Origin of the sequence: Kineococcus rubinsiae (assembly GCF_011839805.1) — a bacterium.
GTDB lineage: Bacteria > Actinomycetota > Actinomycetes > Actinomycetales > Kineococcaceae > Kineococcus > Kineococcus rubinsiae.
Window position 1 is genome coordinate 26,627 of record NZ_VWPY01000039.1, and the last position, 12,956, is coordinate 39,582.

Here is a 12,956-nt window from a genome sequence, read left to right on the forward strand (position 1 = left end):
GCCCACGACCCCTGGAGGAGACACGGTGGACGACACCCGACAGCACGCAGCCGGCGCGGTGCGCCTGGGGACGTGGCCCACTCCGGTGGAGGCGGCGCCCCGGCTGGCCGCGGCGCTGGGCCTGGACCCGGACGACCTGGTGCTCAAGCGCGACGACCTCAGCGGTCTCGCCGGGGGCGGCAACAAGGTCCGCAAGCTGGAGCACACGATCGGCGCGGCGGTGGCGGACGGGGCCACCGCGGTCGTCACCAGCGGTGCGCCGCAGAGCAACCACGCCCGGCTGACCGCGGCCGCCGCGGCCCGCCTGGGCCTGGACGCCGTGCTCGTGCTGGAGGGCGGACCCCCGCGCGAGACCCGCGGGAACCTCCTGCTCGACGGCCTGCTGGGCGCGCGGATCGTCTGGGCGGGCGAGGCCGGCCCGCAGGAGCTGGCGGCCCGCGTCGAGGAGGAGGCGGCGGCGCTGCGGGCCGCGGGCACCGCGACCGCCGTCGTGCCGTTCGGGGGTTCCAGCGTGCTGGGCGCCCGCGGGTACGCCGAGGCGGGAGCCGAGCTGCTGCAGCAGGTCCCGGACCTCGCGACGGTCGTCGTCGCGGTGGGGTCCGGCGGCACGATGGCCGGGCTGGTGCACGCGCTCGGGGCCTCCCGGGTGCTGGGCGTCGACACGGGCGCGGTGCCCGACCCGGTGGACCGGGTGACGGAGTTCGCGGCGGGGCTGGCCCGCGAGGACGGGACCCCGGCCCCCGGGGAGCTGCGGCTGCGCCGGGACCAGGTCGGCGAGGGCTACGGCAGCCTTACACCGGCGGTCCGGGACGCGCTGGCGCTGCTGGCCCGCACCGAGGGCGTCGTGCTCGACCCGGTCTACACCGGCCGCGCCGCAGCGGGTCTCGTCGCCGCCGTGGCCGAGGGCGACGTCCGCCGCGGGCAGCGGACCGTGCTGCTGCACAGCGGCGGCCTGCCCGGGCTCTTCGGCCACCCGGACGCCGCGAGCCTCGCCGGCCCGCGCTGAGGGGGCGGTCCCGCCGGGGCCGGCGGCAGGTCAGGCGTCCAGGCGCCGGGCCATCCACACCTGGGCCTGCGGGTTGTCGTTGTACGGCTCGACCTCGACGTAGCCGGCGGAGGCGTACAGCCGCAGCGCCGCGGTGAGCTCCGAGCGGGTGTCGAGCACGACCTCGCGGGCACCGCGCTCGCGCGCCCAGGCGTGCGCCTCGTCCAGCAGACGGCGCCCGAGGCGCAGGCCGCGCGCGGCGGGCGCGACGTAGAGGCGCTTGAGCTCGGCGCGGCCGGGCGCCTCACCCGCCGCGTCGAGGAACCGCACGCCGAGGCACCCGAGGTCGGCGCCGCCGCCGGAGGCCACGAGGAACGTCCCGAGCGGGGCGACGAGGGTCTCCTCGTCGCCCGGGGGCAGGGTTCCGCCGTCGCCGTCGAGCGCGCACAGGTCGGCGACGTCGCGCCAGTAGGCGGTGCGCAGGAACCGCCCGGCGGGGCTGCCGGGCGGTTCCTCGCGGACCTCGATCGGGGTGCTCACCCGTTCATCCTGGCGTGAGCCGCAGGTCGGTGGTTCAGCGGGCGGCGGCGCGCACCGCGGGGGCGACCTCGGTGCCCAGCAGGCCGATGCCGTGCAGCATCGCGCGGTGGGCGATCATCGGGTTCGTCATCTGCAGCGTGATCCTCGACAGCCCGCCGAGGTCCGCGGACACCGTGCGGACCTTCTCGGCGATCGTCTGCGGGCTGCCGACGAACAGGGCGCTGGCCGGCCCGAGGCTGGCGTCGAAGCGGGCGCGGGTGACGGGCGGGAAACCCCGCTCCTTGCCAATCTCGCCGAACATCTTCTCGTAGCCGGGGTAGAACACGTCGGCGGCCTGGCGGTCGGTGTCGGCGACGAAACCGGGGACGTGGATGGAGACCTCGAGGTCCTCGGCGCGGTGGCCGGCCTGCGCGCCGGCGCGCCGGTAGAGGTCGACGAGCGGGCGGAACCGACGGGGTTCCCCGCCGATGATGGCGACCATCAGGGGCAGCCCGAGCAGGCCCGCGCGGACGAAGGACTCGGGGCTGCCGCCGACGCCGACCCAGATGGGCAGCTTCTCCTGCAACGGCCGCGGGTAGACGCCCTGGCCCGTCAGGGCGGGGCGGTGCCGGCCGGACCAGTGCACGGTGGCCGACTCGCGCAGGCGCAGCAGCAGGTCGAGCTTCTCCTCGAAGAGGGAGTCGTAGTCCTCCAGCGCGAGGCCGAACAGCGGGAACGCCTCGGTGAAGGACCCGCGCCCCACGACGAGCTCCGCACGGCCCTGCGAGATCAGGTCGAGGGTCGCGAACTCCTGGAACAGCCGGACGGGGTCGTTGGCGCTGAGCACCGAGACGGCGCTGTTCAGGCGGATCCGCGACGTGCGGGCCGCGGCGGCCGCGAGCAGGACGGGCGGAGCCGAGTCGTAGAACTCGGGGCGGTGGTGCTCGCCGATGCCGAAGGTGTCCAGACCCGCCTCGTCCGCGGCGACGACCTCGTCGAGCAGGCGCGCGATGCGCTCCGCCGGGGTCGAGGCGTGGCCCGTGTCCGGGTCCGTCACGGACGAGACGAAGCTGTCGATGCCGATCTGCACGGTGCGCTCCTCGGTCGGAGGGCCACCAGGGCACCTCGGTTGTTGCTCTAGCAACCATCTCGGCCGGGGCCGCCCCTGTCAAGGCGGCCCCGGCCGGGTGGGTGAGGTCAGCGCTCCTCGCGGAAGTCGACGTGCTCCCGCAGCAGCGGGTCGTACTTGCGCACGACGAGGCGGTCGGGGTCGTTGCGGCGGTTCTTGCGGGTCACGTACGTGTACCCGCTCCCGCCGGTGGACCTCAGCTTCACGATCGGACGGACGTCGGCGGCCTTGGCCATCGGACGCTCCCCTCTGGGTGCCCGCGCCGGCGCTGCCGTCGCGGTGGGTGGTTCCTGCGAGGGGTTCAACGCAACTGCGACCGGTTCTCATCCCCACCCACCCGCCGTGATCATGCAGGTAATCCCTGCATGATCACGGCGGGGTCGGGATCAGCGCTGGCCGTAGCGGCGGCGGAACTTCTCCACGCGGCCCTCGGCGTCCAGGACGCGCGCGGTGCCGGTCCAGAACGGGTGGCTCGCCGCCGAGACGTCGACGTCGAAGACGGGCAGCGTGCGGCCGTCCTCCCAGTCGATCGTCGGCAGGTCACCCCGGCTCGCCAGGGTGGACTGCGACACGAAGGCCACACCGGCCGACCGGTCGCGGAACACGACGGGTCCGTAGGTGGGGTGCAGGTCAGGCTTCACGGGGATCCTCCTCGACGGGGCTGTGGCGGTCGCAACGACGGCGGACGCGCCAGGCTTCCCGGGAGTGCTACCCGCTTCCGCGGTGGGGAACCTCAGTGCTCCGACGCGGTCGCGTGCTCCTCCGCGGCGTGCTCGGTGGTCGCCACCGTCTCGGCGGTCGCGGTCTCGGTGGTCGCGGTCTCGGTGGTCGCGGTCTCGGCGGTCGCGGCGTGCTCACCGGTCTCCGCGGTGGTCCCGTGCTCGTCCGACGCGGTCCCGCCGGTCGTGCTCTCCTCCGTCGTCGCGTGCTCGCCCGTCGTCGCGGTCTCGCCCGTCGTGGTGCCCGACTCGGCGGCCTCGGCGGCGCGGGTCTCGTGCAGGGCGAGGCCGAACAGGGTGAGGAAGCTCGCGAGCGTCAGCACCGCGACGGCGCCGCCGACCCAGCTCACGACCCCCTCGAGCAGCGTGCCGCGGCGGAACAGGTGCGCCAGGAAGGACAGCAGCAGCCCGACCGGGACGAGGAACGCGCAGCGCGTCGGGAGCTCGCCGTAGTGGGCGATGCCGCCGGTGAGCATCGCGGCACCGAGCGACAGGCCGAAGGCGGCGACGAGGACGCGCACGATCGACGGGCGCGGCCCGGGGGCGAGCAGCACCTCCGTGACGCACGCCGCGGCCAGGACGAGGACGATCCCGGCGCCCACGAGGATCCCGGGGCCCAGGGGGCCGGGCGGGAAGCGGACGACGCCGACGGCGATGAGGCCGACGCCGACGAGCGCGGCGAGGCGGCCCAGGTAGGAGGCCGCGAGCCGGGTGCCCAGCTCCGCGGGGCGTCCGCCCTGGGCGGCGTCGTCGCCGTCGAGGTCCGCGCTGGAGTCGAGGGCCTTCTGCTTGTAGGTGGCGGCCTCGACGGCGGCGGTCTGCGCGGCCACCTGGGCGGCGCTGGCCGCCTGCTTTAGCGCGGCGGCCTCGGCCGCGGCCTCGGCGGCCGCGGCGTCGGCGAGGGCCGCCGCCTCGGCGTTCGCCCGGGCGGCCGCGGCGCGCGCGGCCGCGGCCCGCGCGGCGATGCTCTCGCCCGCGTCCGCAGGCGCCTCCGTCTGGCTGCTCATGGCTCTCCTCACCGTTCCTGCACGACACCGTCCGGCCCGGCGCCGGGTGGCCCGTGGTCCGCGGGCGCACCGGTGGCGGCACGACCTCCCTGGTGCATCGGCCGGCGAGGTCCCGCGCTTGACGCCGGAGGTGAGGAACGGCGTCCGTCAGCGCCGGCGCAGCGCGATCAGCTTGTCCAGCAGCGCGGACCCGTCCAGGCGCAGCCCGTCGTGGTGGTGCTCGTTCGTCACGTAGGTGCGGGCGCCGCGGACCGCGCGGGCCGTGGCGGCCGAGAACTCGTAGGGCACGAACATGTCCTCGACGTAGACGGCTGCGGCGAGGGGCACCTCGTTGTGCGCGAGCGCCTCCGGGTCGTACAGCGCCGGCCAGTCGGTGCGGGCCGCCAGCAGCTCCGCGGCCTCGCGCAGCCAGCGCAGGGCCGGGTCCTCCTCGAACTGCCACGGGTAGACGTGCTCACCCGTGAACCGGAACTCCCCTCCGGCGTCGAGGGCGAACTCGTCGAACTCCGCCCGGACGCGCTGCGCGGACCAGTGCGTCGCCGCCCCCTGCGCGTAGATCGACTCGTGCAGCGCCGCGTACAGCGGCGCCCCCGCGAAGGACAGCACCGGCCCGACGTCGAGCAGGAACTCCTCGCGCAGCCGCCGGGTGCCGCGCACGGTCGTGAACGGCTCCTCCAGCAGCAGGTGCAGCGCGTCGAAGCGCGACGTCGCGCCCAGGTGCGTGCCGAGCTGGCGGAACCGGCGCGACGACAGCCGCTCCCCGGTCGGAAGGAGCTCCACCTCGCCGTCCAGGTGCGCGCTGACCGCGGCCGTCACGGCGAGGTCGCCGGGGTAGCGCGCGAAGAACTCCTCGTTGCGGCGCAGCGTCTGCCGGTAGGTGGCCCGGTAGACGTCGTCGGCGGAGGTGCGCAGCCCCGGCAGCCCGGCGGTGACGTAGACCTCGCGCAGGCCGTGCGGCGCGCGGGAGAGGTAGCAGGTCGCGACGAACCCCCCGAAGCTCTGGCCGAGCAGCGACCAGGGGTCCCCGCCCAGCGCGGCGCGCAGCACCTCGGCGTCGGCGACGATCGCGTCGGCGCGGAAGCAGCCGAGGTGCGCGGCCTGCTCGGCGGGCGTCAGGTGGCCGAGCGTCGAGGCGTTCACGGGCGAGGACAGCCCCGTGCCGCGCTGGTCGAGCAGGACGACGCGGTGGTCCTCCAGCGCGCGGTCGAGCCAGCCGCCGACGAGGTCGGGGCGCGGCGAGCGGTGGCCCGGCCCGCCCTGCAGGAACAGCAGCCGTGGGCGGTCCTCGCCGCCGTCGCGGACGAACTCGCGGGCGAACACCTCGATGCGGGGCCCGTCCGGCGCCGCGTGGTCGAGCGGGGCCTCGACGACGTGGGCGGAGACGGTGTGACCGTCGATGCGGTGGGTCTGCGTCGTGACGGTCGGGGTGCGCACGGAGCGAGTCTGCCCGAACGGCGCCCGGCGGTGTCTCCCCGCGCCCGACCTCAGGGGGCGAGGTCCCCCGCGACGCGGGCGAGGTGCTGCGCCGTCGTCCCGACCCCGGCGCGCACCACGTCGGCTGGGGTCCCGGTGGGCACGACGCGGCCGCCCTCGTCCCCGCCCCCGGGGCCGAGGTCGACGAGCCAGTCCGCGGCGAGCAGGACGGCCGGGTCGTGCTCGACGACCACGACGGTGCTGCCGCCGTCGACCAGCTCGTGCAGCAGGGCGAGGAGGCGGCGCACGTCGGCCGGGTGCAGGCCCGTCGTCGGCTCGTCGAGCAGGTAGAGGGTGCCGGCGACGCTGGTGCGCTGCAGCTCGGTGGCCAGCTTGATGCGCTGCGCCTCGCCCCCCGACAGCTCCGTGGCGGGCTGGCCCAGGCGCAGGTAGCCGAGGCCGATGGCCCGCAGCGCCTGCAGGCCGCGGACGGCACCGGGGACGTCGTCGAGGGCCTCGCAGGCCTCGTCGACGGTGAGGTCCAGCACGTCGGCGATGCTCCGGCCGCGGTGGGTGACCTCGAGGGTCTCGGGGGCGTAGCGGGACCCGCGGCAGTCCGGGCACGGCGACCACGTGCCGGGCAGGAACAGCAGCTCGACCGCGACGGCCCCCTCGCCGCGGCACGTCGGGCAGCGCCCGGCCGCGACGTTGAAGGAGAAGCGGCTCGCGCTCCAGCGGCGCGCCCGGGCCGCCGGCTCCCGGGCGAAGGCGGCGCGGACGGCGTCGAACAGGCCGGTGTAGGTGGCGAGGTTGGAGCGCGGGGTGCGGCCGATGGGGCGCTGGTCCACCCGGATCAGCCGGGTGACGGCGTCGAGCCCGGAGACCGCGGCGGTGGGCCGGTCCACGGGGGCCGGCGGCTGCTCGCCAGCGTCGTCCTCAGCGCCCTCGTCCTCGTCGCCCGCGTCCGGGGCGGCGTCCGCACCCAGGTGCCGCGCGACCGCGTCGGCGAGGATCCCCGAGACCAGCGTGGACTTGCCCGCGCCCGACACCCCGGTCACGGCGGTGAGGGTGCCGAGCGGCAGGTCGACGTCGAGGTCGCGGACGGTGTGCAGGCTCGCCCCGCGCACCTCCAGCCGCCCGGTGGGCGTGCGGGGGACGGCCCGCACGGGCACGGTGCGCGCCGCGAGGAACTCCCGCGTCACCGACTCCTCGACGTCCAGCAGCCCCGCGACCGGGCCGCTGTGCAGCACCCGGCCGCCGCCGCCGCCCGCCCCGGGGCCCACGTCGACCAGCCAGTCCGCCGCGCGGGCGACGTCCATGTCGTGCTCGACGACGAGCACGCTGTTGCCGGCGTCGCGCAGCCCCGCGAGGACCTCCTGCAGGGCCGCGGTGTCGACGGGGTGCAGGCCCGCCGAGGGCTCGTCGAGGACGTAGACGACGCCGAACAGCCCCGACCGCAGCTGGGTCGCCAGCCGCAGCCGCTGCAGCTCCCCCGTCGACAGGGTCGGGACGCTCCGGTCCAGCGCCAGGTAGCCGAGCCCCAGGTCCACGACGGCGGCCGCGCGCTGCAGCAGGTCGCCCACGAGGACCCGGGCGGGGCCGTCGGAGGGGAGGTCCTGCTCCGCCAGCAGCCCGGCGAGGCGCTGCAGCGGCAGCGCCGACAGCTCGACGACGTCGTGCCCGGCGAAGCGCACCGCGAGCGCCTCGGGGCGCAGCCGCCGGCCGTCGCAGGCCGGGCACGGCCGCTGGTCGAGGTAGGCGCGCAGCCGCTCCTTCGTCACCGCCGACCCGGTGCCCGCGAACGTCGTCAGCACGTGGTCGCGCACGCTGGTCCACGTCCCCCGGTAGGGCCGCTGGATGCGGTTCGCCTCGCGGACGGGGTGGACGGTGACGACCGGCTTCTCGTCGGTGAACAGGATCCAGTCCCGCTCGGCGCGCGGCAGGTCGCGCCACGGGACGTCCACGTCGTGGCCGAGCGTCGCGAGGACGTCGCGGAAGTTCTTGCCCTGCCAGGCCCGGGGCCAGGCCGCGATCGCCCCCTCGCGGATGCTCAGCGAGGGGTCGGGGACGACGGAGGCCTCGGTGACGGAGAACTCGGTGCCGACGCCGTGGCAGCGCGGGCACGCCCCCGCCGCGGTGTTCGGGCTGAACGCGTCGGAGTCCAGCCGCGGCGCCCCCGCCGGGTACTGACCCGCGCGGGAGAACAGCAGGCGCAGGGAGTTCGAGAGCGTCGTGACGGTGCCGACGCTGGACCGGGACGAGGCACCGGAGCGGTTCTGCCGCACGGCGACCGCGGGCGGCACGCCCGTGACGGCGTCGACGTGCGGGGCGGCGACCTGCTGGATCAGCCGGCGCGCGTAGGGCGCGACGGACTCCAGGTAGCGCCGCTGGGACTCGGCGAAGATCGTGCCGAACGCGAGCGAGGACTTGCCCGAACCCGACACGCCCGTGAACACCACGACGGCGTCGCGGGGCACGTCGACGTCGACGTCGCGCAGGTTGTTCTCGCGCGCCCCCCGGACGCCGATGGACCCGTCGCCGATGGACCCGGTCATCCGCGCGCCGCCCTCTGCAGCAGCGGCACGACGGTCGCGGGCAGGACCTCCTCCAGGACGATGACGGTGCTGGAGCGCAGGACGCCGGGCACGGCGAGGACGAGGTTGCCGACGCGGTGCAGGTCGCGGGTGTCGCGCGCGACGACCCGGGCCAGCAGGTCCCCGTCGCCGGTGGTCGCGAGGACCTCGACCACCTCGGGGATCCCCGCGATCCCGGCCGTCGTCTCGGCCGTCTGCGACTGGCTGATGGACAGCGTCACGAGCGCCAGCAGCGGGTAGCCGAGGGCGGCCGGGTCGACGCGGCGGCTCGGTGCCCCCAGGGCGCCGGACTCCCGCAGCCGGCGCAGCCGCGCGTGCACGGTGTTGCGGGCCAGCCCGAGGGTGCCCGCGAGGCCGAGGACGGTCGCGTCCGGGTCGTCGTCGAGGGCCAGGAGGATCCGGGCGTCGGTCGTGTCCACGGACGGCACGGTGCGCAGTCCTCCCCCTCCACCCCCGGCAAGGTTGAGCACCGTGCTCAACGCCGGAGACGTCTGTTGCGCACGATGCTAACCACCTCGACGCTGACGACGTGCAGCCGCTCCCCGGGACCGAGACCGTCACCGTCGCCGAGTACCTCGGCCACCGGCTGCTGCAGGCCGGGGTCGAGCACCTCTTCGGGGTGCCCGGCGACTTCAACCTGACGCTGCTCGACGGGCTCGCGCGGGTCGAGGGCCTCACGTGGGTCCGCTCCCCCAACGAGCTGGGTGCCGGGTACGCCGCGGACGCCTACGCGCGCCGCCGCGGGCTGGCCGCGCTCGTGACCACGTACGGCGTCGGGGAGCTCAGCTGCTTCAACGCCGTCGCCGGCAGCGCCGCCGAGGACGTGCCCGTGCTGCACGTCGCCGGCTCCCCCGCCACCACCGCGGTGGCGCGCGGGGTGCTGCTGCACCACACCCTCGCCGACGGCGTCTTCGACCGGTTCTCGCAGGCCTACGCGCAGGTCACCGTGGTGCAGGAGACGCTCACGGCGCAGCGCGCGGCCGAGCAGGTCGACGCCGCCGTCCTCGCCGCGACCGTGCACCGCCGCCCGGCCTACCTCAGCGTGCCCGCGGACCTCGCGGAGCTGCCCGTGGACGCGACCCGGCTCGCGACCCCGCTGACGGCCGTCCCTTCCCCGGCCGACGTCGCGGCGTTCGGCGCGGACCTCGCCGGGCTGCTCGCCGGCGCCGAGCGCCCCGTGCTCGTCGTGGGCCACCTCGTCGACCGGTGCGGCCTCGCGGGTGCGGTCCTCGCGGCCGCCGTCGCGGGCGGCGTCCCGTTCGTCACGACGCTGTCGGCCAAGGGCTGCCTGGACGAGGACCACCCCCTCTTCGCGGGGACGTACGCGGGGACGATGGTCGACGCGTCCGCCGCCGCGCTGGTCGAGGCCGCGGACGTCGTCGTCCACCTCGGCGTCGTCATGACCGACGTGCTGTCGGGGTTCTTCACGCACCGCCCGGCCGACGCGCGCACCGTGCGCCTGGAGGCCACGACGGCCGTGGTGGGCGACGGCCCCGCGCACGCCGTGGGCCTGGCCGACGCCGTCGGGGTGCTCGCGGAGCAGTTCGCCGCCCGCCCCGCCGCGGCGCCGGTGCCGCGCCCGGGCCCGCCCGCGCCGCTGGAGCTCGGCGTGGGACCGCTGACGCAGCAGGCGCTCTGGTCCGTCGTGCAGGACTGGCTGCCGTCGGGGACGGCGCTGCTCGCCGACACGGGCACGTCGTTCTGGGGCGCCGCCGGCCTGCGGCTGCCCGCCGACACGGTGTTCGTCGGGCAGCCCGTGTGGAACTCCATCGGCTACGCGCTGCCCGCCGTGCTGGGGCAGGGGCTCGCGGACCCCGGCCGCCGGCCCGTCCTGCTGATCGGCGACGGCGCCGCGCAGATGACGGTGCAGGACCTGGGCAGCACCGCTGCGGCGGGCGTGCGGCCGGTCGTGGTCCTGCTGAACAACGCCGGGTACACGATCGAGCGGGCGCTGCAGAGCCCGACGGCCGGCTACAACGACGTGACGCCCTGGGACTGGCACGGTCTCGCGGCCGCCCTGGTCGGGCCGTCGCTGAGCTACCACCTGGCGACCACCGCGGCGGAGCTCGCGCAGGCGCTCAAGGCCGCCGGGGAGGACACCGCGTCGTTCGTCCTCGTCGAGGCGGTGCTCGACCCCTTCGACGCGCCGCCGCTGCTGCGGGCCCTCGCCGAGCGGAACTCCGCGACGGCCGGCTGAGACACCCGGCGGCGCAGCGGTTCAGCCGGTGCCGGGACCCTGCAGCCGGCGCAGCGCCCGCTGCGCCAGCTCGTCCCCCGCGTCGGCCCCGGCGCGGAACTCCTCCTCCGCCGCGGTGGCGTCGCCGCGCTGCAGCAGCAGGACGCCGAGGTTGTGGTGGCAGTGGGTGTCGCCCGCCGCGATGCCCGCGCGGTACGCGTCCTCGGCGGCGGCGAGGTCGACCGCGGCGGGTTCGCCGTCAGGGGCGTCCGCGGGGTCCGGCAGGTCGTCGCCGGCGTGGAGGTTGCCCAGCGGCAGCCAGCACTCGCGCTGCCCGAGCTTCGCGCCGCGCTCCAGCTCGGCGCGCGCCTCGTCGCGGCGGCCCGTCTCGATCAGCAGCTGCGCCAGGTCCGCGCGGGCGCTGCCGGACACCGCGGACCCCTCCCGCAGAGCGGGTTCCAGCGCGACGTCGCGGGTCCGCTCCCAGCGCCAGGACGCGAGGAGCCCGACGGCGGGCAGGTGCCCGGTCTCCGCGGCCCGCTGCGCGGCGGCCTCGGCGCTGCCCTGCTCCCCCTGCTCGTGCAGCAGCTGCGCCAGGCGCAGGAACCCCTCCGGGTCGCCCGCGTCCTCGCCCGCGCGGGAGTAGGCGCGCATGGCGCCGCTCAGGTCACCCAGCTCCTCCAGGACCGCGCCGAGGTTCAGCCACGCGTCGGTCTCCCCGGCCGTGAGCGCCCGCTCGTAGGCGACGACGGCCTCCTGCGGGCGGCCGAGCTCCCGGACGGTGTTGCCGACGTTGAACCAGACCCAGTCCTCGCCCAGCGCGACGGCCCGGCGGAAGCACTCCTCGGCCTCCTCCTGGCGGCCCTCCTCGGCGAGGTCGCAGCCGACGTCGACGAGGGCGTCCGCGGAGTCGGCGACCCACGCGGCGCGCAGCCGTTCGCCCAGCTCGTCCGTCACGGCCGGAGCCTCCCACCCCGCCGACGGCCACGCACGGTCTCGAGCACCTGCGCTCCGGTGGCGCCGCTGAGGAGGTGCGGCTCAGGCGGTCCGGACGCGGGCGAGCAGCACGGGCTCGGGGTGCGCGGCCCAGGTGGCGTGCAGGGTCGCGCCCTCGCCACCGGCCCGCGCACCCGCCGGTCCGAGCACCCGCAGCACCTCCACCACGAGGCTCCCGGCGGTGACGACGGCCGGGTCGCCGTCCGCGACGACGCGCACCGGGGCGAGGTCGGGGACGGGCTCGCCCGGGCGGCCGCTGCCGGCCAGGACCACGTCGGGCGCGCGGGGGCCGGGGTCGCCCTCGACGACCTCGTCGGCCTGCCGGCCGCCGGTCAGGACGGTCCGGGCGAGCGCGGCGACGAACACCGGGTCGGCGCAGCCGTCGTAGACGTGGCGCAGCCCCAGCACCGAGTGCTCCATCGTGCCGACCAGCGCGTGCTCGGCACCCGCCAGCGGCGCGGCGCGGTAGGTGAGCGGCACGTGCAGCAGCGGCCCGTCCCCGCCCGCCCGGACGACCATCAGCTCGACGCCCACCTCGCCGGCGGGGTCGTCGAAGCGCGCCGAGGCGACCTTGCGCAGCGCCCTCACCTCCTGCCGCGCCTCGCCCGAGCCCGCCGGGGACCAGGGGCGCCCGGGCAGCCACGCCTCGAGCAGCTCGAGCTTCGTCGGGCGGATCTCGGCGCGGTGGATGAGGGCCATGCCCGGATGCTAGGGCGGCGGCGGGTTCGCGCGGCGGGCGCATGGGCGGGCCGCCCGCGGGTAGTCGGGCCGCATGTCCCTCCCCTCCCGCCAGCAGCTCGTGTCGGTCGCCGAGCAGTCGGAGGAGCAGCGCGGCGGCCGCCGCAGCATCCTGTCCCGGCAGAGCCACGACCACGCCGACCTCGACGCGCTCATGCACGCCTACGACGCGGAACCCGACGCCGGGAAGCGGGGCGAGATCGTCGCCGAGCTCGCCGAACGCGCCCTGCGGCACGCCTTCGCCGAGGAGACGGTGCTGTTCCCCGCCTACCGCCGGCACCTGCCGGACGACGCGGACCTGACCGCGCACATCGAGGGCGACCACCAGCAGATCAACGAGATGCTGGAACAGCTGCAGACGGCGGACCCGCAGGCCCCGGACTACGACGCCCTGGTCCGCGAGGCGTTCGCGGTGATCCGCCACGACGCGCACGACGAGGAGGACGAGCTGCTGCCGCGCCTGCAGCAGGTCGCGAGCCCCGCGCAGCTGCGGGCGATCGGCACCGCGTGGGAGGCGTCGCGGCGCACCTCGCCCACGCGACCGCACCCGCGGATCCCCCGCCGACCCCCGGGCAACGCGCTCGCCGGGATCCCGCTGGCGGTGAGCGACCGCGTCAAGGACGGCGTGGACCACGTGCTGCCGCGGGGTTCCCGCACGCGCACCGTCGTGCTGACCGCCG

At 76.6% G+C, this 12,956-nt stretch carries 13 protein-coding genes; 3 read left to right on the forward strand and 10 right to left on the reverse strand.

Going from position 1 to position 12,956, the window contains the following annotated elements:
- The first annotated feature begins 25 nt into the window (after positions 1 to 25).
- On the forward strand, positions 26 to 1,006 hold the full coding sequence (locus F1544_RS16665) for a pyridoxal-phosphate dependent enzyme (protein ID WP_308470132.1): 981 nt from the start codon (positions 26 to 28) through the stop codon (positions 1,004 to 1,006).
- A gap of 30 nt (positions 1,007 to 1,036) precedes the next feature.
- Here F1544_RS16665 and F1544_RS16670 read toward each other — a convergent pair whose 3' ends face one another.
- The 8 genes from F1544_RS16670 to F1544_RS16705 form a co-directional block, all read right to left on the reverse strand.
- Positions 1,037 to 1,525 carry a GNAT family N-acetyltransferase gene (locus F1544_RS16670; protein WP_167587246.1) on the reverse strand — a complete coding sequence of 163 codons (489 nt, stop codon included), beginning with the start codon at positions 1,523 to 1,525 and terminating at the stop codon, positions 1,037 to 1,039.
- A 34-nt stretch (positions 1,526 to 1,559) separates the two neighbouring features.
- On the reverse strand, positions 1,560 to 2,594 hold the full coding sequence (locus tag F1544_RS16675; RefSeq protein WP_167587247.1) for an Atu2307/SP_0267 family LLM class monooxygenase: 1,035 nt from the start codon (positions 2,592 to 2,594) through the stop codon (positions 1,560 to 1,562).
- Positions 2,595 to 2,701: 107 nt separating this feature from the next.
- Entirely contained in the window at positions 2,702 to 2,869 is a 168-nt protein-coding gene (rpmG, locus tag F1544_RS16680; protein ID WP_167587248.1) for a 50S ribosomal protein L33, read from the reverse strand.
- Between the two features lie 150 nt (positions 2,870 to 3,019).
- Positions 3,020 to 3,274 carry a type B 50S ribosomal protein L31 gene (locus tag F1544_RS16685; RefSeq protein ID WP_167587249.1) on the reverse strand — a complete coding sequence of 85 codons (255 nt, stop codon included), beginning with the start codon at positions 3,272 to 3,274 and terminating at the stop codon, positions 3,020 to 3,022.
- A gap of 92 nt (positions 3,275 to 3,366) precedes the next feature.
- A complete protein-coding gene (locus F1544_RS16690) occupies positions 3,367 to 4,359 on the reverse strand; it encodes a hypothetical protein (RefSeq protein WP_167587250.1) in 993 nt (330 codons plus the stop codon).
- A gap of 147 nt (positions 4,360 to 4,506) precedes the next feature.
- Positions 4,507 to 5,793 carry an alpha/beta fold hydrolase gene (locus tag F1544_RS16695; RefSeq protein WP_167587251.1) on the reverse strand — a complete coding sequence of 429 codons (1,287 nt, stop codon included), beginning with the start codon at positions 5,791 to 5,793 and terminating at the stop codon, positions 4,507 to 4,509.
- Positions 5,794 to 5,843: 50 nt separating this feature from the next.
- Entirely contained in the window at positions 5,844 to 8,327 is a 2,484-nt protein-coding gene (locus F1544_RS16700) for an AAA family ATPase (protein ID WP_167587252.1), read from the reverse strand.
- Complete coding sequence (locus F1544_RS16705; RefSeq protein ID WP_308470133.1) at positions 8,324 to 8,785, reverse strand: Lrp/AsnC family transcriptional regulator; 462 nt, start codon at positions 8,783 to 8,785, stop codon at positions 8,324 to 8,326. The genes F1544_RS16700 and F1544_RS16705 overlap by 4 nt, the downstream gene beginning before the upstream one ends.
- Before the next feature lie 110 nt (positions 8,786 to 8,895).
- On the opposite strand from F1544_RS16705, the gene F1544_RS26510 reads away from it, so the two are divergent.
- Positions 8,896 to 10,563, forward strand: a complete 1,668-nt coding sequence (locus F1544_RS26510; protein WP_167587253.1) for an alpha-keto acid decarboxylase family protein — start codon at positions 8,896 to 8,898, stop codon at positions 10,561 to 10,563.
- A 21-nt stretch (positions 10,564 to 10,584) separates the two neighbouring features.
- Here F1544_RS26510 and F1544_RS16715 read toward each other — a convergent pair whose 3' ends face one another.
- Together F1544_RS16715 and F1544_RS16720 are read right to left on the reverse strand one after the other, a co-directional pair.
- Positions 10,585 to 11,499 carry a tetratricopeptide repeat protein gene (locus tag F1544_RS16715; protein ID WP_167587254.1) on the reverse strand — a complete coding sequence of 305 codons (915 nt, stop codon included), beginning with the start codon at positions 11,497 to 11,499 and terminating at the stop codon, positions 10,585 to 10,587.
- Positions 11,500 to 11,580: 81 nt separating this feature from the next.
- Positions 11,581 to 12,237: a CG0192-related protein gene (locus F1544_RS16720; protein ID WP_167587255.1), complete on the reverse strand. Its 657-nt coding sequence runs from the start codon at positions 12,235 to 12,237 to the stop codon at positions 11,581 to 11,583.
- Positions 12,238 to 12,310: 73 nt separating this feature from the next.
- Between F1544_RS16720 and F1544_RS16725 the strand changes: the two genes are divergently transcribed.
- On the forward strand, positions 12,311 to 12,956 hold a 646-nt coding region (locus F1544_RS16725), incomplete at its 3' end, for a hemerythrin domain-containing protein (protein WP_167587256.1).